This window comes from Phreatobacter oligotrophus (genome assembly GCF_003046185.1).
GTDB classification, from domain to species: domain Bacteria; phylum Pseudomonadota; class Alphaproteobacteria; order Rhizobiales; family Phreatobacteraceae; genus Phreatobacter; species Phreatobacter oligotrophus.
Genome location: NZ_PZZL01000004.1, coordinates 423,677 through 442,318 on the forward strand (window position 1 = coordinate 423,677; position 18,642 = coordinate 442,318).

General features: G+C 67.2%; 18 protein-coding genes. All 18 read right to left on the reverse strand.

Annotation, left to right across the window (positions count from 1 at the left end; genetic code table 11):
* Positions 1–371 precede the first annotated feature (371 nt).
* Positions 372–644 (reverse strand): DUF1467 family protein, encoded by a 273-nt coding sequence (locus tag C8P69_RS11795; protein ID WP_108177302.1) that lies wholly within the window; start codon positions 642–644, stop codon positions 372–374.
* The gene (gene mce, locus C8P69_RS11800; RefSeq protein ID WP_108177304.1) at positions 641–1,045 is read right to left on the reverse strand and encodes a methylmalonyl-CoA epimerase; all 405 of its coding nucleotides are present in this window, start codon (positions 1,043–1,045) and stop codon (positions 641–643) included. Before mce ends, C8P69_RS11795 begins: the two co-directional genes overlap by 4 nt.
* A 51-nt stretch (positions 1,046–1,096) precedes the next feature.
* A complete protein-coding gene (locus C8P69_RS11805; protein ID WP_108177306.1) occupies positions 1,097–2,782 on the reverse strand; it encodes a ribonuclease J in 1,686 nt (561 codons plus the stop codon).
* 2 nt (positions 2,783–2,784) lie between these two features.
* Positions 2,785–3,558 carry a biotin--[acetyl-CoA-carboxylase] ligase gene (locus C8P69_RS11810; protein WP_245902002.1) on the reverse strand — a complete coding sequence of 258 codons (774 nt, stop codon included), beginning with the start codon at positions 3,556–3,558 and terminating at the stop codon, positions 2,785–2,787.
* A gap of 160 nt (positions 3,559–3,718) precedes the next feature.
* Positions 3,719–5,155, reverse strand: a complete 1,437-nt coding sequence (gene nuoN, locus C8P69_RS11815) for an NADH-quinone oxidoreductase subunit NuoN (RefSeq protein ID WP_108177308.1) — start codon at positions 5,153–5,155, stop codon at positions 3,719–3,721.
* 13 nt (positions 5,156–5,168) lie between these two features.
* Positions 5,169–6,692 (reverse strand): NADH-quinone oxidoreductase subunit M, encoded by a 1,524-nt coding sequence (locus C8P69_RS11820; RefSeq protein WP_108177310.1) that lies wholly within the window; start codon positions 6,690–6,692, stop codon positions 5,169–5,171.
* A complete protein-coding gene (nuoL, locus tag C8P69_RS11825; RefSeq protein WP_108177312.1) occupies positions 6,692–8,734 on the reverse strand; it encodes an NADH-quinone oxidoreductase subunit L in 2,043 nt (680 codons plus the stop codon). Before nuoL ends, C8P69_RS11820 begins: the two co-directional genes overlap by 1 nt.
* 7 nt (positions 8,735–8,741) lie before the next feature.
* Positions 8,742–9,053 carry an NADH-quinone oxidoreductase subunit NuoK gene (nuoK, locus tag C8P69_RS11830; protein ID WP_108177314.1) on the reverse strand — a complete coding sequence of 104 codons (312 nt, stop codon included), beginning with the start codon at positions 9,051–9,053 and terminating at the stop codon, positions 8,742–8,744.
* 3 nt (positions 9,054–9,056) lie between these two features.
* The gene (locus tag C8P69_RS11835) at positions 9,057–9,662 is read right to left on the reverse strand and encodes an NADH-quinone oxidoreductase subunit J (protein ID WP_108177316.1); all 606 of its coding nucleotides are present in this window, start codon (positions 9,660–9,662) and stop codon (positions 9,057–9,059) included.
* Positions 9,663–9,792: 130 nt separating this feature from the next.
* Positions 9,793–10,293, reverse strand: coding sequence for an NADH-quinone oxidoreductase subunit NuoI (gene nuoI, locus C8P69_RS11840; protein ID WP_108177318.1), 501 nt, complete (start codon positions 10,291–10,293; stop codon positions 9,793–9,795).
* Between the two features lie 13 nt (positions 10,294–10,306).
* Complete coding sequence (locus C8P69_RS11845) at positions 10,307–10,564, reverse strand: hypothetical protein (protein WP_108177320.1); 258 nt, start codon at positions 10,562–10,564, stop codon at positions 10,307–10,309.
* Positions 10,565–10,574: 10 nt separating this feature from the next.
* On the reverse strand, positions 10,575–11,594 hold the full coding sequence (gene nuoH / locus C8P69_RS11850; protein WP_108177322.1) for an NADH-quinone oxidoreductase subunit NuoH: 1,020 nt from the start codon (positions 11,592–11,594) through the stop codon (positions 10,575–10,577).
* 9 nt (positions 11,595–11,603) lie between these two features.
* Positions 11,604–13,679 carry an NADH-quinone oxidoreductase subunit NuoG gene (gene nuoG / locus C8P69_RS11855; RefSeq protein WP_108177324.1) on the reverse strand — a complete coding sequence of 692 codons (2,076 nt, stop codon included), beginning with the start codon at positions 13,677–13,679 and terminating at the stop codon, positions 11,604–11,606.
* Positions 13,680–13,796: 117 nt separating this feature from the next.
* The gene (locus C8P69_RS11860; RefSeq protein ID WP_108177326.1) at positions 13,797–14,483 is read right to left on the reverse strand and encodes a hypothetical protein; all 687 of its coding nucleotides are present in this window, start codon (positions 14,481–14,483) and stop codon (positions 13,797–13,799) included.
* Between the two features lie 156 nt (positions 14,484–14,639).
* A complete protein-coding gene (locus C8P69_RS11865) occupies positions 14,640–15,095 on the reverse strand; it encodes a hypothetical protein (RefSeq protein WP_108177328.1) in 456 nt (151 codons plus the stop codon).
* A gap of 4 nt (positions 15,096–15,099) precedes the next feature.
* On the reverse strand, positions 15,100–16,401 hold the full coding sequence (gene nuoF / locus C8P69_RS11870; protein WP_108177330.1) for an NADH-quinone oxidoreductase subunit NuoF: 1,302 nt from the start codon (positions 16,399–16,401) through the stop codon (positions 15,100–15,102).
* Between the two features lie 4 nt (positions 16,402–16,405).
* Positions 16,406–17,461 (reverse strand): NADH-quinone oxidoreductase subunit NuoE, encoded by a 1,056-nt coding sequence (nuoE, locus tag C8P69_RS11875; protein WP_108177332.1) that lies wholly within the window; start codon positions 17,459–17,461, stop codon positions 16,406–16,408.
* Complete coding sequence (locus C8P69_RS11880; RefSeq protein ID WP_108177334.1) at positions 17,458–18,642, reverse strand: NADH-quinone oxidoreductase subunit D; 1,185 nt, start codon at positions 18,640–18,642, stop codon at positions 17,458–17,460. Before C8P69_RS11880 ends, nuoE begins: the two co-directional genes overlap by 4 nt.

Sequence of the window (18,642 nt, forward strand, 5' to 3'; positions counted from 1 at the left end):
CGGGCCACCTTCCCTCGCGTTCGTTCGCCGGAAAAAGGAAAGGCGGGATCGATGATCCCGCCTCTACCAGGGTATTCTAGTGAGGATCGGCGTCGCGTTCGATCGCGCCTGCCGTCCCCTTTTTATATCCCGTGACGTCGGTTCTCCCGAACCTTCGCCCCGGGGGGTCTTCCTCCCAAGACCTGAGCCGTTAGACCTTCGAGCGTTGAAACGCAGAGGCCTCTTTCTTGCAGCCAAGGGAGGCTAGAACACGAAAATTGGTTTGTCACCAAGTTGTGCATGCCATGGCGAAAAAAAGTGCATGGCGGATCATCCGGGAGAATACGGATCTCCCCTTGCGCAGCGCCGCGCGCCGCTCCGTCACATCGGCGTCAGTTGAGGAAAGCCCGCGGGATCAGCGGGATATCGTCCAGCGTGATGAGGCCGAGCGTGTAGTTCGCGTAGTAGAGGGCGAAGACGATCGAGGCGACGACCGTGGTCATGATGACCTTGTTGAGCATCGCCGTGCGCTGCGGCGCGCCAGGATCGCTCCCCGGCACCACATCGCCCGCCTCGTGCTGCGATCGGACCCCGAAGGGCAGCACGGCGAAGAGCACGAGCCACCAGATGATGAAATAGATGGCGGCGGCGGCGGCGATGCTCATGCCTGCTCGAGCTCCACGAGGGTGCCGTTGAAGTCCTTGGGGTGGAGGAAGAGCACCGGCTTGTCATGGGCGCCGATCTTCGGCTCGCCATCGCCCAGGATTCGGGCGCCCTGAGCCTTCAGGTGGTCGCGGGCGGCGATGATGTCGTCGACCTCGTAGCAGACGTGGTGGATGCCGCCGTCCGGGTTCTTGTCGAGGAACTTAGCGATCGGGCTGTCGGCCCCGAGCGGCTGCAGGAACTCGATCTTGGTGTTCGGCAGCTCGACGAAGACGACGGTGACGCCATGGGCCGGCTGCGCCACCGGCGCGGTGACCTTGGCCCCCAGCGTGTCGCGATAGAGGGCGCTCGCCTTCTCAAGGTCACGGACGGCAATGGCGACGTGGTTCAGGCGTCCGATCATCGAAAAGCTCCTTCGCGGCAGCGACGGATCCCGGCTCCCGTCGCCCCGGTTCTATACCGTCACCACCAGCACGTGGCACGTCGGCTTTTTGCCCCACCGTCCGTTCAGCGTGCCGCGGATGGCGCGGGTGACGCTTTCGGCGACGGCGTCGGGATCGCGCCGGCGGGCCTTGGGCAGGCCCTCCACGCAGTCGATCACCGTCTCCTCGACGAGCTCGCCGAGATCGTCGCCCATGGCGTCCTTCTCCGGTACGCCCGCCATGTCCAACTGGATGTCGCCGACGACCTGGCCACGCTCATCCATGGCGATGGCGACCGAGACGATGCCGGCGAAGGCCAGCCGCCGCCGCTCCGGCACGGTGCGCGCCGCCTCTTCCTCAAGGATCGTGCCGTCCTTGAACAGGCGCTGCGCCGTCACTGTGTCCACCACGTCGGGTTCGCCGGGCGCGAGGCGGATGACGTCGCCGTCATTGGCGAGCAGCACCTCCTTCACGCCCATGCGCCGGGCGAGCGCCGCATGCTCGGCCATGTGATAGGGCTCGCCATGGACGGGGATGGCGATCTGCGGCCGCACCCAGTTGTACATCTGCTCCATCTCGCCGCGGCGGGGATGGCCGGAGACATGCACCAGCGCGTCGCGGTCGGTGATGATCTTCACGCCCTGCTTCACCAGCGCGTTGATGATGCCGCCCACCGCCTTCTCGTTGCCGGGAATGGTGCGCGAGGAGAAGATGACGGTGTCGCCGGGGGTGAGCGTCACCTCCGGATGGTCGTCATTGGCGATGCGGGCGAGCGCGGCCCGCGGCTCGCCCTGGCTGCCGGTGAGCACCGCCACGACCTTGTCGCGCGGCAGGTAGCCATAGGATTCGACGCTGACGAAAGGCGGGATGCCGTCGAGCATCCCCTGCTCGCGGGCGATCGACATGACGCGCTCCATGGCGCGGCCGACCAGCACGACCTGGCGGTCGCAGCGCATCGCGGCCTCCGCCACCGAGCGGACGCGGGCGGCATTGGAGGCGAAGGTGGTCACCGCCACCCTGCCCTTCGCGCCGCGGATGATCTGCTCGAGCTCCGCCGCAACCTCCCGCTCCGACGGCGAGACGCCATCGCGAATGGCATTGGTGGAATCGCCGATCATGGCGAGCACGCCCTCATCGCCGAGCGCCCGGAACCGCGCCTCGTCGGTCTTGTCGCCAAGGACCGGGGTCGGGTCGATCTTCCAGTCGCCGGTATGGACGACGAGGCCGAGCGGCGAGCGGATGGCGAGCGAGGTGGATTCGGGGATGGAATGGGCCACCGCGATCATCTCGAAGGAGAACGGCCCCACCTCGATCACCTGGCCCGGACCGATGATGTGGATCGGCATCTTCGGTGCGCCGGGCTCGTTCAGCTTCTTCGCCTCGAGCATCGCCGCGGCGAAGGGCGTCAGGTAGACGGGACAGCCGAGCCGCGGCCAGAGATCCGCCACCGCGCCGATATGGTCCTCGTGGGCGTGGGTGATGATGAGCGCGCGCAGGCGCTTGTTCTCCCGCGCGATGAAGCCGGGATCCGGCATCACGAGGTCGATGCCCGGCAGGTCGGGCCCGGCGAAGGCGACACCGCAATCGACGGCGATCCAGTCCTTCTTGGCCGGCGAGCCGAAGCCGTAGAGCGAGAAGTTCATGCCGATCTCGCCGACGCCCCCGAGGGGGCAGAAGACGAACTCCTCGGCGGGTCCGGTGGTGGAGCGCTTGGCCATGGTCAGTGCATCAGTCCGGCGAGGGCGGGAGAGACGTCGCCGACGGTGATCGTCTCGCGGCCGTCCGGCGTGTCGAGGAGGAGGCGTCCGTCGCGGTCGAGGCCGACGAATACGCCTTCGATGCGGCGCTCGTCGGTCTTCACCACCAGCGGGCCACCGAGATTGTGGGCGCGGGCGAGCCAGCCGGCGCGGATGGCGTCGAACCCGTCGCCGCGCCGCCAGATGGCGAGCGCCGTCACCATGGAGCGGGAGAGCGCCGCAAAGACCTGGTCACGGCCGACGGCGATGCCGGCGCTGGCCAGGCTCGTCGTCGGATAGGGCGTGTCGGTGGGGTGATGGGCGACGTTGACGCCGATGCCGATGGCGACCTGCGTCGTCGTCCCGCGCGTGGTCGCCTCGATCAGCGTTCCCGAGACCTTGGCGCCGTCGAGCAGCGCGTCGTTCGGCCATTTCACCTTGAAGCGATATTCGAGGTCCGGCGCGAGGTTCAGGAGGGCGTCGTCCAGAGCGAGCGCCGCGACGAAGCAGAGCTGGGCGATCCGCTGGGTCGGCGCCGGGTCGGTCAGCAGCAGGGTCGCGAAGAGATTGCCCTCGAAGCCCGTCCAGGAGCGGCCGAGACGCCCCTTCCCCGCCACCTGCCGGTCGGCGACATACCAGGTGGGCCCAAGGTCACCGGCCGCGCCGCGCGCCAGCGCCTCGGCATTGGTGGAACCGATCTCGGCGAGATGAACAAGACGGAAGCCGGCCGCCGTGGCGGTGTCGGAGAGTGTTGGCAATGTGATCCTGCGTCGGTGGGGCGAACGAAGCGTCCGCAATGCGGCGGGGCAATCTGGCACCCGGCGGTATCAGGCAGTCCTATAAGCGGCGAAAGGCCGGGACAAGCCCGGCCTTTGCGATACGTGGCACCAGCGCGGCCGGATCGCCCGGCGCGGGGTCTCAGAACAGCGACCGCGCCGCGGCCGCCGCGGCCGCGACGAGCGGCGCCGGATAGAAGACGAAGAGCAGGTTGAACAGCGCCGAGGCGACGAGAACCGCCTTCAGCTCGACGCGCATGGGGGCGAAGGCCGGGGCCGGCTCGTCGAAATACATGATCTTGACGATGCGCAGGTAGTAGAAGCACCCGACCACGCTCGACAGCACGCCGATCACCGCAAGGACGTAGAGCTTGGCCTCGATGGCGGCCGAGAAGACGTACCACTTGGCGAAGAAGCCGGCGAGCGGCGGGATGCCGGCGAGCGAGAACAGGAGCGCCGCCAGCGCCGCCGCCATCAGCGGATTGGTGCGGGAGAGGCCCGCGAGATCCTCGATCGTCTCCACCGGCTCGTCGCCGCGCCGCATGGCGATGATGCAGGCGAAGGTGCCGAGCGTCATGATCATGTAGATGGCGATATAGGCGGCAACGCCCTGCACGCCCGCCGCCGTGCCCGCCGAGAGGCCGACAAGCGCGAAGCCCATATGGCCGATGGAGGAGTAGGCCATCAGGCGCTTGATGTTGCTCTGGCCGATGGCGGCGAAGGCGCCGAGGATCATCGAGCCGACCGAGACGAAGACGACGATCTGCTGCCACTGGTGCGTCGCACCGGGAAAGCCGGTGGTCAGCGCCCGCGCGAAGATGGCGATGGCGGCGACCTTCGGGGCGGCGGCGAAGAAGGCCGTCACCGGCGAGGGCGCGCCCTCATAGACGTCCGGCGTCCACATGTGGAACGGCACCGCCGAGACCTTGAAGGCCATGCCGGCAATGAGGAAGACGAGGCCGAAGACGAGGCCGAGGCCGATCGGGCCGCCCTTCAGCGCGGCAGCGATGCCGGTGAAGGAGACCGTGCCGGTGAAGCCGTAGATCAGCGAGCAGCCATAGAGCAGCATGCCGGAGGAGAGCGCGCCGAGGACGAAGTACTTGAGGCCGGCTTCCGTCGAGCGGGCATTGTCGCGGTGGATCGAGGCGATGACGTAGAGCGCCAGCGACATGAGCTCGAGGCCCATATAGAGCGCGATCAGGTCGCCGGCCGAGATCAGCACGCCCATGCCGGTGGTCGACAGGAGGATGAGGATCGGGAACTCGAACTTCTCGATCTTCTCGCGGGCGAGGAAATCCTGCGACAGGATGAGGGCCACCGCCGCGCCGAGGAAGGCCAGGACCTTCATGAAGCGGGCGAAGGCGTCGAGCACGAAGGAGCCGTTGAAGGCGGTGCGCGGCGCGGAGCCCAGCGCCAGCACGGCGATGGCGGCGGCGACCAGCAGCACGACCGCGCCCCAGGTGACGGTGCGGGCCGAGCGGTCGCCGGTGAAGACGCCGTACATCAGGAGGGCCATGGCGCCGAGCGCCAGGATCAGCTCGGGGATGAGCGGCGCGAGGGTGAGGACCGGAGCGTTCATGATCGCTGTTCCCTCAGCGCGACTGCGCGGCGACCGCACGGCCGGCCGTCGCATTCGCCTGTTTGTAGGATTCGACGAGCGCGTTCACCGCCACCTCGGAGGTGGCGAGGATCGGCCGCGGATAGACGCCGAAGAAGATGGTGAGCACCACCAGCGGCACGAGGATGGTCAGCTCGCGCTTGTCGACGTCGGTGATGGTCTTGAGCGAGGGCTTGGTCATCTCGCCCCAGATCACCTGGCGGTAGAGCCAGAGCGCATAGCCCGCCGAGAGGATGACGCCGGTGGCGGCAAGGAAGGTCACCGTTGTCGAGGCCTTGAAGGTCCCCATGAGGGTGAGGAACTCGCCGACGAAGCCCGATGTGCCGGGCAGGCCGACATTGGCCATGGTGAAGACCATGAAGATGACCGCGTAGATCGGCATCCGGTTCACCAGGCCGCCATAGGCCGCGATCTCGCGGGTGTGCATGCGGTCATAGACGACGCCGACGCAGAGGAAGAGCGCGCCAGAGACGATGCCGTGAGAGATCATCTGGAAGACGGCGCCCTGGATGCCCTCGGCATTGCCGGCGAAGATGCCCATGGTCACGAAGCCCATATGGGCGACGGAGGAATAGGCGATCAGCTTCTTGATGTCCTCCTGCATCATCGCCACCAGCGAGGTGTAGATGATGGCGACCACCGACAGGGCGAAGACGATCGGCGCGAAGAAGGCGCTCGCCTCCGGGAACATCGGCAGCGAGAAGCGCAGGAAGCCGTAGCCGCCCATCTTCAGGAGCACGCCCGCGAGGATCACGGAGCCGGCGGTCGGCGCCTCGACGTGGGCATCGGGAAGCCAGGTGTGCACCGGCCACATCGGCATCTTCACAGCGAAGGAGGCGAAGAAGGCGAGCCATAGCCAGAACTGCATGTCGCGCGAGAACAGCTTCGGCCCGGTCTTCAGCAGCTCGGCAATGTCCGAGGTCCCGGCCGTCCAGATCATCGCCATGATGGCGAGGAGCATGAGCAGCGAACCGGCGAGCGTGTAGAGGAAGAACTTGAACGAGGCGTAGATGCGGCGCTTGCCGCCCCAGATGCCGATGATGAGGAACATCGGGATCAGGCCGGCCTCGAAGAACAGGTAGAAGAGGACGATGTCGAGGGCGCAGAAGACGCCGATCATCAGCGTCTCGAGCACCAGGAAGGCCACCATGTACTCCTTCACCCGCTTCTCGATGGAGACCCACGAGGCGAGGATGCAGAAGGGCATGAGGAAGGTCGTCAGGATGACGAGCGGCAGAGAGATGCCGTCGACGCCCATGCGGTAGCTGATGACGCCGCCGAGCCAGGCCGCCTTCTCGACGAACTGGAACTCGGCCGTGGCCGGATTGAACTGCCAGACCGGGATCAGCGACAGGCCGAAGGTCACGATGGTCGCGAAGAGTGCGATCATCCGGATGTTGCGGCGGGCATTCTCGTCGTCGCCGCGCACCATGAGGACCAGCGCCGCACCGAGCAGCGGCAGGAAGGTGATGATGGAGAGGATCGGGGCGTTGGACATCAGTGCGCTCCTCCGACGCCGCCGGAGAACATGAACCAGGTGGCGAGGGCCGCGACCCCGATCAGCATGGCGAAGGCATAGTGGTAGAGGTAGCCGGTCTGCAGGCGCACCACCCCGCGGGTGATGTCGACGACGCGGGCGGCGATGCCGTCGGGGCCGAAGCCGTCGATGAGCCAGCCGTCACCCTTCTTCCAGAAGAAGCGGCCGAGCCAACGGGCGGGCCGGACGAAGATCCGGTCGTAGAGCTCGTCGAAGTACCACTTGTTGAGCAGGAACTGGTAGAGCCCCTGGTGCTCGCGGGCGAGCTGCACCGGCACGTCGGGCCGCTTGATGTACATGTACCAGGCGAGCGCGAAGCCCAGCGCCATCATCACGAAGGGCGTCCAGGGCACCCAGCCCGGCACGTCGTGGAAGGCGTGGATGATGTGGTTCTCCGGCCGCATGAAGATGGAGTCGCGGAAGAAGCCCTTGATGCCGTCCTCGTAGGTGAACTTCTTGGCGAAGACGACGCCGGAGAAGACCGCGCCGACGGCGAGCGCGCCGAGCGGGATCAGCATGACCAGCGGGCTCTCATGCGGCTGGTGGGCATGGCCGTGGCCATGGTCGTCATGGGCGTGGTCATCATGCGCCGCGTGGGCGGCATGATCGTCATGGGCATGACCGTGATCGGCATGGGCCCAGCGCGGCTCGCCATGGAAGGTCTTGAAGATGAGGCGCCAGGAATAGAACGAGGTCATCAGCGCCGCGATCACCGTCATGAAGAAGGCATAGGGCCCCATGGCGCCGTGGGCGGCATAGGCGACCTCGATGATCGCGTCCTTCGAGTGATAGCCGGCGAAGCCGATATGGAGGAACGGCAGGCCGAAGCCGGTCAGCGCCAGCGTGCCGATGACCATCATCGCATAGGTGAACTTGATGTGGCCGGCGAGGCCGCCCATGCGGCGGATGTCCTGCTCGTGGTGCATCGCGTGGATGACCGAGCCGGCGCCGAGGAACAGGAGCGCCTTGAAGAAGGCGTGGGTGAAGAGGTGGAAGATGCCGACCGAATAGGCCCCTGCCCCCAGCGCCACGAACATGTAGCCGAGCTGCGAGCAGGTCGAATAGGCAATGACGCGCTTGATGTCGTTCTGGACGAGGCCGACGGTCGCGGCGAAGAAGGCGGTCGTCGCGCCGAAGAACATGACCACCTGCAGGGCGATCGGGGCATATTCGAAGACCGGCGACAGGCGCGCCACCATGAAGACGCCGGCGGTGACCATGGTCGCCGCGTGGATGAGGGCGGAGACCGGCGTCGGGCCCTCCATGGCGTCAGGCAGCCAGGTGTGGAGCAGGAACTGCGCCGACTTGCCCATGGCGCCCATGAAGAGCAGCAGGCAGACGACGGTGAGCGCGTCGACCTTGTAGCCGAGGAACTCCATGGTCTTGCCGGCAAGGCCCTGGGCCGCGCCGAACACCGCCTCGAAGCCGATCGAGCCGGTCAGCGTGTAGAGGCCAAAAATGCCGAGCAGGAAGCCGAAGTCACCGACGCGGTTGACGATGAAGGCCTTCATCGCCGCGGCATTGGCCGAGGGCTTCTTGTACCAGAAGCCGATCAGCAGATAGGAGGCGACGCCCACGCCCTCCCAGCCGAAGAACATCTGCAGCAGGTCGTTCGCCGTCACCAGCATGAGCATGGCGAAGGTGAAGAGCGACAGATAGGCGAAGAAGCGCGGCCGATCCGGATCCTCGTGCATGTAGCCGATGGAATAGAGGTGCACGAGGAAGGAGACCGAGTTCACCACCACCAGCATGACGGCGGTGAGCGTGTCGATGCGCAGCGTCCAGTTGACGTTGAGCGAGCCGGCCGAGATCCAGCGGAACAGCTCGATGGTCGTGGACTGGCCGGCATAGCCGACCTGGTAGAAGGCGACCCAGGACAGCAGCGCGGCGATGCCGAGCAGGCCCGTGGTGACGATCTCGGAGGCGCGCGAGCCGATGGCGCGGCCGAAGAGCCCGGCGATCAGGAAGCCCGCGAGGGGAAGGAAGACGATGGCCTGATACATGGACCTGTCAGCCCTTCATCATGTTGACGTCTTCGACCGCGATCGAGCCGCGGTTGCGGAAGAAGACGACGAGGATCGCAAGGCCGATGGCGGCTTCCGCCGCCGCCACGGTCAGCACCAAGAGCGCGAAGACCTGGCCGACGAGATCGCCCATATGGGTGGAGAAGGCCACGAGGTTGATGTTCACCGCGAGCAGGATGAGCTCGACCGACATCAGGATGACGATGATGTTCTTCCGGTTGAGGAAGATGCCGAGCATCCCCAGCGTGAACAGGATCGCCGCCACCGAGAGGTAGTGGGAAAGGCCGATGGTCGCCATGGATCAGACCCCCTCGCCCGTCTTCACCTTGACGACGGCGATGGCCGTCTCAGGCGTGCGGGCCGCCTGGGCGCCCGGGTCCTGCCGCTTCACGCCGGCCTTGTGGCTGAGCGTGAGGACGATGGCGCCGATCATGGCGACCAGCAGGACGAGGCCCGAAAGCTGGAAGAAATAGACGTACTTTGTGTAGAGCACCTGCCCCAGCGCCTCGGCATTGGTGATGCCGCCGGGGATGGGCGCGGTGATGGTCTTCGGCGCCGACCCGCCGATGGTCCAGGCGCCGATGACCATGAAGAGCTCGGCGAGCACGACGAGGCCGATGAGCACGCCGACGGGCAGGTACTGCAGGAAGCCCTGGCGGAGCTCGACGAAGTCGACGTCGAGCATCATCACCACGAAGAGGAAGAGCACCGCGACCGCGCCGACATAGACGACGACCAGGATCATCGCCAGGAACTCCGCCCCCATCAGCACGAAGAGGCCGGAGGCGTTGACGAAGGCGAGGATCAGGAACAGCACGGAGTGCACGGGATTGCGCGCCGCGATGACCATGAAGGCCGACGCCACCAGAACGGCGGCGAAGAGGTAGAAGAAGAGACCGGCGAGCATCTGCCCCTGTGCCCCGTTCGTTGCGAGGGCGCGCTTGTTGAAGACTCGGGGGAGCCCTGCGCGCGCCTCTCTTAAAGTCCTGTTTGGAGGGCGTCCAGACGGCGAACCGCCTGCCCGTCCCCCGCTGGCGTCACCTGTAGGGCGCGTCCTTCTTGAGGCTGTCGGCGATCTCGCGTTCCCAGCGGTCGCCATTGGCCAGAAGCCGTGCCTTGTCGTAGTAGAGCTCCTCGCGGGTCTCCACCGAGAATTCGAAATTCGGGCCTTCCACGATGGCGTCCACCGGGCAGGCCTCCTGGCAGAAGCCGCAATAGATGCACTTCACCATGTCGATGTCGTAGCGGGTGGTGCGGCGCGTGCCGTCGTTGCGGCGCGGGCCGGCCTCGATGGTGATGGCCTGGGCCGGGCAGATCGCCTCGCAGAGCTTGCAGGCGATGCAGCGCTCCTCGCCGTTGGGATAGCGGCGCAGCGCGTGCTCGCCCCGGAAGCGCGGCGAGATCTGGCCCTTCTCGAAGGGATAGTTGATCGTCGCCTTCGGCTTGAAGAAATAGCGCATCGACAGGAAGAACGCCGAGACGAACTCCGTCAGGAACAGGGCTTTGGCCGCGCGGTCGAGCTTGAACGTCGACGCCATGGACCTCTTCTCCTCAAATGCCCCAGCCGCTGAGCGTGCGGCCGAGCCAGTAACCCAGGCCCGCAAAGGCGGGCACGATGACGACCATCAGGATCCGCTGCGCCAGCACGATCCGGCGCTCGTAGTCCTGGTGCTCGGCGGGTGTCGCCGAGCGGTTGGTTTCCCTCAGCTTCCGGACCAACAGACCCGAGACGATCCGGTAGTCCACCCAGCCGATAGCGGCGCCCACCAGGGCACCGAGGAGCGCGGCAGGATTGGCCAGCCCCTCCATGGCGGGCCCCTTACGGCGCCCAGCCGGTGAGCTGCAGCACGCTCGCGACCACCACGACCATCACCAGCGAGATCGGCAGGAACACCTTCCAGCCCAGCCGCATGAGCTGGTCGTAGCGGTAGCGGGGCACGAAGGCCTTCACCATCGCGAACATGAAGAAGACGAGGCTGACCTTGAGCACGAACCAGATCACGCCCGGCACCCAGGTGAAGGGCGCGAAGGGGAACGGCGGCAGCCAGCCCCCGAGGAACAGGATCACGGTGAGCGAGCACATGGTCATGATCGCCACGTACTCGGCCAGCATGAACATCATGTAGGGGGTGGAGGAATACTCCACCATGAAGCCGGCCACGAGCTCCGACTCCGCTTCCGGGAGGTCGAAGGGCGGACGGTTCGTCTCGGCGAGCGCCGAGATGAAGAAGATGACGAAGACCGGGAACAGCGGCAGCCAGAACCAGCCGAACAGGCCGATGCCCTTGTCCTGCGCCTTGACAATGTCGGAGAGGTTCAGCGAGCCGACGCAGAGCAGCACGCAGATGATGACGAAGCCGATGGAGACCTCATAGGACACCATCTGCGCCGCCGAGCGCAGGGCGCCGAGGAACGGGTACTTCGAGTTCGACGCCCAGCCGCCCATGATCACGCCATAGACGCCCAGCGACGACACCGCGAAGATGAAGAGGATGCCGACATTGAGGTCGGCCACCGCCCAGCCATCGGCGATCGGGATGACCGCCCAGGCGGCAAGCGCCAGGATCACCGAGACGAAGGGGGCGAGCAGGAAGACGCCCTTGTTGGCGCCGGCCGGCACCACCGGCTCCTTGAAGACGAACTTCAGGAGGTCGGCGAAGCTCTGCAGCAGGCCGAAGGGTCCGACGACGTTCGGGCCGCGGCGCAGCTGCACCGCCGCCCAGATCTTGCGATCGGCGAGCAGGATGAAGGCGACGAAGACAAGGAGGCCCATCATCAGAGCCAGGCTCTGGATGGCGATGATGATGAGCGGCCAGATGAAGGTCCAGAATTCGGTCATGGCCGTGCCTTACTCCGCCGCCTGCTGATGCGCGCCCTTGGCGATGGCCGAGCATTCGGCCAGCGTCGCCGAGGCACGGGCGATCGGGTTGGTCATGTAGAAATCCGCGATTGCCGAGGTGAAGGGCTGCGCCTCCACCTTGCCGCCGCGGGCCGCCAGCGCGCCGATGGCCGCGCTATCCGCCGCCGGCAGGGAGCCGACACGCAGCGTGTGGGGGAAGTCCTTGGCCATGGCGGCGCGCAGCTGGGCGAGCGAGTCATAGGGCAGCTTGACGCCGAGCACGTCGGACAGGGCGCGCAGGATGGCCCAGTCCTCCTTGGCATCGCCCGGCGGGAAGCCGGCGCGGTTGACCACCTGGATGCGGCCTTCCGTGTTGGCGGTGAGGCCGGCCTTCTCGGTGTAGGTCGCGGCCGGCAGGATGACGTCGGCGCGGTGCGCGCCGCGGTCGCCATGGGTGCCGATGTAGACGACGAAGGGACCGTCCGAGATGGCGATCTCGTCGGCGCCGAGGCTGAACAGCACGTCCACGCCGCCGGCCGCCATGGCCGCGGCATCGAGGCCGCCCTCGCCCGGCACGAGGCCAAGATCGAGCGCGCCGACGCGGGAGGCGGCGGTGTGCAGCACGGCAAAGCCGTTCCAGCCCTCGGCGATGCCGCCGAAGGCGGTCGCGGCATGGGCGGCGAGCGACAGGATGGCCGCGCCGTCGGCACGGGTCAGAGCCCCCTGCCCAACGATGACCAGCGGCTTCTTGGCGCCCTTCAGCACCTCGGCGAAGGAATGCTTGCCGGCGACGACGTCTGAGAGCGTCTCCGGACCGGCGCCGAGATAGTCATAGGTGTAGGTGAGGTCGACGACCTCGCCGATGACGCCGATCTTGAGGCCGCCCATGCGCCAGCGCTTGCGGATGCGCGCATTGACGATCGGCGCCTCGCGGCGGGGATTGGTGCCGACGAGAAGGATGGCATCGGCCTCCTCGATGGCGGCGATGCCGGGATTGAAGAGGTAGGAAGAGCGGCCGAGCGCCGGATCGAGCTTCGCCCCATCCTGCCGTCCGTCGATGCTCGTGGAGCCGAGGGCGGTGACGAGGCCCTTCAGCGCGTACATTTCCTCGAGCGTGGCGAGATCGCCGGCGATGGCGCCGATCTTGGCCGGGGCCGTCGCCTTCACCTTGGCGGCGATGGCATTGAAGGCCTCGGGCCAGGTGGCGGGCTTGAGGCGGCCATTCTCGCGGATATAGGGCTGGTCGAGGCGCTGGGTGCGCAGGCCATCGGCGACGTGGCGGGTCTTGTCGGAGATCCACTCCTCGTTGACCGCCTCGTTGAGGCGGGGAAGCACGCGCATGACCTCGCGGCCGCGGGTGTCGACGCGGATCGCCGAGCCGACCGCGTCCATCATGTCGGTGGATTCGGTCTTCAGCAGTTCCCAGGGCCGGGCGTTGAAGGCGAAGGGCTTGGAGGTCAGCGCGCCGACCGGGCAGAGGTCGACCACGTTGCCCTGCAGCTCCGAGGTCATGGCCTGCTCGAGATAGGTGGTGATCTCGGCATCCTCGCCGCGGCCGATGAGGCCGAGCTCGGAAATGCCGGCGACCTCAGTGGTGAAGCGGACGCAGCGCGTGCAGTGGATGCAGCGCGTCATCACGGTCTTCACCAGCGGGCCGATATACTTGTCCTCGACCGCGCGCTTGTTCTCGGCATAGCGCGACTTGTCGACGCCATAGGCCATGGCCTGGTCCTGCAGGTCGCACTCGCCGCCCTGGTCGCAGATCGGGCAATCCAGCGGGTGGTTGATGAGCAGGAACTCCATCACACCCTCGCGCGCCTTCTTCACCAGCGGCGTCTTGGTGTTGATGACCGGCGGCTCGCCATTCGGGCCGGGACGCAGGTCACGGACGTTCTGGGCGCAAGAGGCGATCGGCTTCGGCGAGCCCTTCACCTCGACGAGGCACATGCGGCAATTGCCGGCGATCGACAGCCGCTCGTGGTAGCAGAAGCGCGGAATCTCGGCGCCCGCCGCCTCGCACGCCTGCATCAGCGTGTACTCGGCCGGTACCTCGATCTCCTGCCCGTCGACGATCACCTTCGCCATCGGCTCATTCCATCCGGTCTTCGCCGGAACAGCCCCTTGGGGCGCCCCGGCATCGTCTCGCGGCGGCTCGCGCCGCCTGGGGTTCGGCCGCCGGACCCAAGGGCCCGGCGGAATGGGTCAGTCCTTGCCGGTCTTGCCGTCCGGCTTGTCCTGGATCGACAGCTTGGGCAGGGAAATGCCCTTGGCCGTCGACGTGCTCTTGATTGTCATCGGTTTGGCCGCGCTGGGGACAACTTTCGTCGTCTTCGCGGCGGGAGCCGAGGCCTTGACCTTTGAAGCCGCGGGGCTTTTCGCCTTCGCGGCCGGCGCGGTGGCCGTCTCGGTTGTCACCGCCTTGGACGTCGCGACCTTGGGCGTCGCAGCCTTGGACGCGGGCTTCGGCGCGGCCACCACAGGCTTCTCGTCGACGGGCGGCTTCACGGCGCCAGCCTTCGGCAGCGGCGCGACATCCTTCGGCGACACGGCCTTGGCCGATTTCGGCTTCGGCGGGGAACCGCCGGGGGTGGACGGCTTCGGCGGAATGCCGGTCGGCTTCGCGGGGGCGGGCTTCGCCGCCTCGACCGGCTCCGGATTGGACACGACGAGGCGCGGCGCCGGAGCCTTGGTGCGGGCCGCACCGGCCACGGCTTCGTTGGCCGAGACCGAGAAGGCCCGGGCGAAGGCCATGCCAAGGCCCCAGGCCGCGACGAAGCCGCTCATCATCACCGTCGTCGGCAGAACCATGGCCGCCATGGCAGGCCCGGCGAGAGCCTCCAGCCCGGCCTTGTCCTGCGATGCACTCACATCCTTGGCGGCAGCGCTCATGGCCGGCCCTCCATCATGGTTGCGACGATGCACTGGGCCTTGTCCGGACGGGGTCCCCGGGTCTGGGTGTGAAGCTTGTCCGCCCGGCCGTACGCCAGCCGGCCGCCAGGGGCAGCCGGAGCGTCACAGCGATGGGCGGGGCGGAAGGTCATGGCGTCAGCGACCCGCCAGCTGCGTCTCGGCCTGGGCCTTCAGCTCGGCGAGCGAGCGATTGCCGGCGGCGACGTCATCGGGGGTGAGCAGCACCGGGCAGCGCGGGCCGCCGCGGTCGAGCAGGAAGCGACGCTCGGTGACGACGGTGCGCGGGCCGGCGCGGTCGGTGGTCAGCACCACCTGCACCCGGCGACCCGGCTTGTGCGGACCGCAGACGGCGGCGAGCGCCGGGGTGGTCTCGGGGATCTCGCGCTCCAGCACGATGGTGCGGGCATTGGGCGAGGTGCCGGCCGTGCCGCGGGCGGCGGCGCGGGCGATGATGGCCTGGCGGACATAGTCCGGCGACGTGTTGATCGTCACCCGCAGCTCCGCCGTGCCGGTGGGCTGGGGTGGCGGCGCCGCCGTGACGCAGCCACCGAGGGCAAGACCTGCGAGGACGAGGAGGCCGGACCGGGTCATGGTGTCACTCCGCCGCGATGCGCACGGGCTCGCCGTGCGGGTTGGCCGAATAGGCGTCGATCTTCTTCTCGATCTCATGACGGAAGTGCCGGATGAGACCCTGGACCGGCCAGGCCGCGGCATCGCCGAGCGCGCAGATCGTGTGGCCTTCCACCTGCCCCGCCACTTCGAGGAGCATGTCGATCTCCTTCTTCTGGGCGCGGCCCTCCGACATGCGCGACAGCACGCGCCACATCCACCCCGTGCCCTCGCGGCACGGCGTGCACTGGCCGCAGCTCTCGTGCTTGTAGAAGTAGGAAATGCGGGTGATGGCCTTCACCACGTCCGTCGACTTGTCGAGGACGATGACGGCCGCCGTGCCGAGGCCGGACTTCAGGCCGCGCAGCGTGTCGAAATCCATCGCCGCGTCCCAGATCTGCTCGGCCGGCACCAGCGGCACCGAGGAGCCGCCGGGGATCACGGCAAGGAGGTTGTCCTTGCCGCCGCGGATGCCACCGCAATGCTTCTCGACGAGCTCGGAGAACGGCACCGACATGGCCTCCTCGAAGGTCGCCGGCTTGTTCACATGGCCGGAGACGCAGAAGAGCTTGGTGCCGACATTGTTGGGCTTGCCGAAGGACGAGAACCAGGCGGCGCCGCGCCGCAGGATGGTCGGCGTCACCGCGATCGACTCGACGTTGTTGACCGTCGTCGGGCAGCCATAGAGGCCCATGTTCGCCGGGAACGGCGGCTTCAGCCGCGGCTGGCCCTTCTTGCCCTCGAGGCTTTCGAGCAGCGCCGTCTCCTCGCCGCAGATATAGGCGCCGGCGCCGTGGTGGACGTAGAGGTCGAAGTCCCAGCCGTTCTTGTTGCCCTTGCCGAGCAGGCCGGCGTCATAGCACTCGTCGATGGCGCGCTGCAGCGCCTCGCGCTCGCGGATGAACTCGCCGCGCACATAGATGTAGCCGACATGCGCGCCCATGGCGCAGCCGGCGATCAGGCAGCCCTCGACGAGGGTGTGCGGGTCGTTGCGCAGGATCTCGCGATCCTTGCAGGTGCCCGGCTCCGACTCGTCGGCATTGACGACGAGGTAGTGCGGACGGCCGTCCGACTGCTTCGGCATGAACGACCATTTCAGGCCGGTCGGGAAGCCGGCGCCGCCGCGGCCGCGCAGCCCCGAATCCTTGATCTGTTGGATGATCCAGTCGCGGCCTTGGTCGATGAAGCCTTTGGTCCCGTCCCAGTGCCCGCGCGCCATGGCGCCTTTCAGGCTCTTGTCGTGGAAGCCGTAGATGTTGGTGAAGATGCGGTCCTTGTCGGCGAGCATCAGATCACTCCTTGGCCGACGGCCCACCGGCCGCCAGTGACTTCGCCTGCGCCGTCCATTCCTCGCGGTCGATCCGGCCGGGGAAGGCGAGATAGGTGCCCACCCAGCGGATTTCCTCGCGCGTCCATGCGGCGATCTGGTCGAAATGGAAGATGCCGAGGGCGTGGAGCTTGCCCTCGTTCACCGGGCCGATGCCCTTGATGCGCTGCAGCTTGTCGGCGGCGTTCGCGCGGGCGCTGGCGAGGCCCTGCGGACGGGTGCCGACCGCATCGGCCTTCTGCTCAGGCGTCGCGTCGGCGGCGAGCGTCGCGAGTTTCGCCTTGATCTCGGCCTCTTCCTTGGCGGCCAGGGCAAGGGCCTCGGCGGAGGGTCCGGCCTCGACGGGGGCCGGAGCCGGCGCCGCCTTGGGCTTCTCGGCCAAAGCCGTGCCGGCGGGGCCGGCGGCATTGAACGGCAGGTCGCGCAGGGTCAGCGCCCCGCCCTCGGGCTCGGAGCCATGCCGGCCGTTCTGGGGGCCGGGCGGCGGCGTCTCGCCACGGGCGAATGCGTCGAGGATCTTCTCCAGCGATTCCGGCGTCAGATCCTCATAGGTGTCGGAGAAGACCTGGATCATCGGCGCATTCACGCAGGCGCCGGCGCATTCGACCTCTTCCCACGAGAAGTCGCCATCCTCGGAGAGATGGAAGGGCTCGTGATGGATGCGGCTCTTGCAGACCTTGATGAGCGCCTCGGCGCCGCGGAGCATGCAGGGCGTGGTGCCGCAAACCTGGATATGCGCCTTCTTCCCAACGGGTTGCAGCTGGAACATCGTGTAGAAGGTCGCGACCTCGAACACCCGGATGTAGGGCATGTCCAGCATGTCGGCGATGTACTCGATGGCCGCCTTGGGCAGCCAGTAGGCATGCTGCTCCTGCGCCCGCCACAGGAGCGGGATCACGGCCGAAGCTTTTCGCTCCGCCGGGTACTTGGCGATGGTCTGCTGCGCCCAGGCCAGGTTCTCGGCCGTGAAGGCGAAGGAGGCCGGCTGGACCTCGTCTGGCGCCAGTCTGCGAACGCTCACCGGTCAACCTCTCCGAACACGATGTCGATGGAGCCGAGGATGGCGGAGACGTCCGCCAGCATGTGGCCCTTGCACAGGAAGTCCATGGCCTGGAGATGCGCGAAGCCTGGAGCGCGGATCTTGCAGCGATAGGGCTTGTTGGTGCCGTCGGCGACGAGATAGACGCCGAACTCGCCCTTCGGCGCCTCGACAGCCGCATAGACCTCGCCGGCCGGCACGTGGAAGCCTTCCGTGTAGAGCTTGAAGTGGTGGATGAGCGCCTCCATCGAGCGCTTCATCTCGCCCCGCTTCGGCGGCACCACCTTGTTGTCCTTGGTCGAGACCGGACCCGGCGTCTCGCGCAGCAGCTTGCAGCACTGCCGCATGATCTTCACGGACTGGCGCATCTCCTCCATGCGGATGAGATAGCGGTCGTAGCAGTCCCCGTTCTTGCCGATCGGAATGTCGAAATCGAGCTCGGCATAGCACTCGTAGGGCTGCGACTTGCGCAGGTCCCACGGCGCGCCGGAGCCGCGCACCATCACGCCCGAGAAGCCCCAGGCCCAGCACTCGTCCAGGGTGACGACGCCGATATCGACGTTGCGCTGCTTGAAGATGCGGTTCGGGGTCAGCAGCGCGTCGAGGTCGTCGACTACCTTGAGGAAGGGGTCGCACCAGGCCTCGATGTCGTTGATGAGCTCGGGCGGCAGGTCCTGGTGGACGCCGCCGACGCGGAAATAGGCCGCGTGCATGCGCGAGCCCGAGGCGCGCTCATAGAACATCATCAGCTTCTCGCGCTCCTCGAACCCCCACAGCGGCGGGGTCAGCGCGCCGACGTCCATGGCCTGGGTCGTCACGTTGAGGAGGTGGGAGAGGATGCGGCCGATCTCGCAGTAGAGCACGCGAATGAGCTGGCCGCGGCGCGGCACCTCGATGCCGAGCAGGCGCTCGGCGGCGAGGCAGAAGGCGTGCTCCTGGTTCATCGGCGCGACATAGTCGAGCCGGTCGAAATAGGGGATCGCCTGGAGATAGGTCTTGGTCTCGATCAGCTTCTCGGTGCCGCGATGCAGGAGGCCGATATGCGGATCGCAGCGCTCGACCACCTCGCCGTCGAGTTCCATGACGAGGCGGAGCACGCCGTGGGCCGCCGGATGCTGCGGGCCCCAGTTGAAGGTGAAATTGCGGATCTCGGCTTCGGCCAT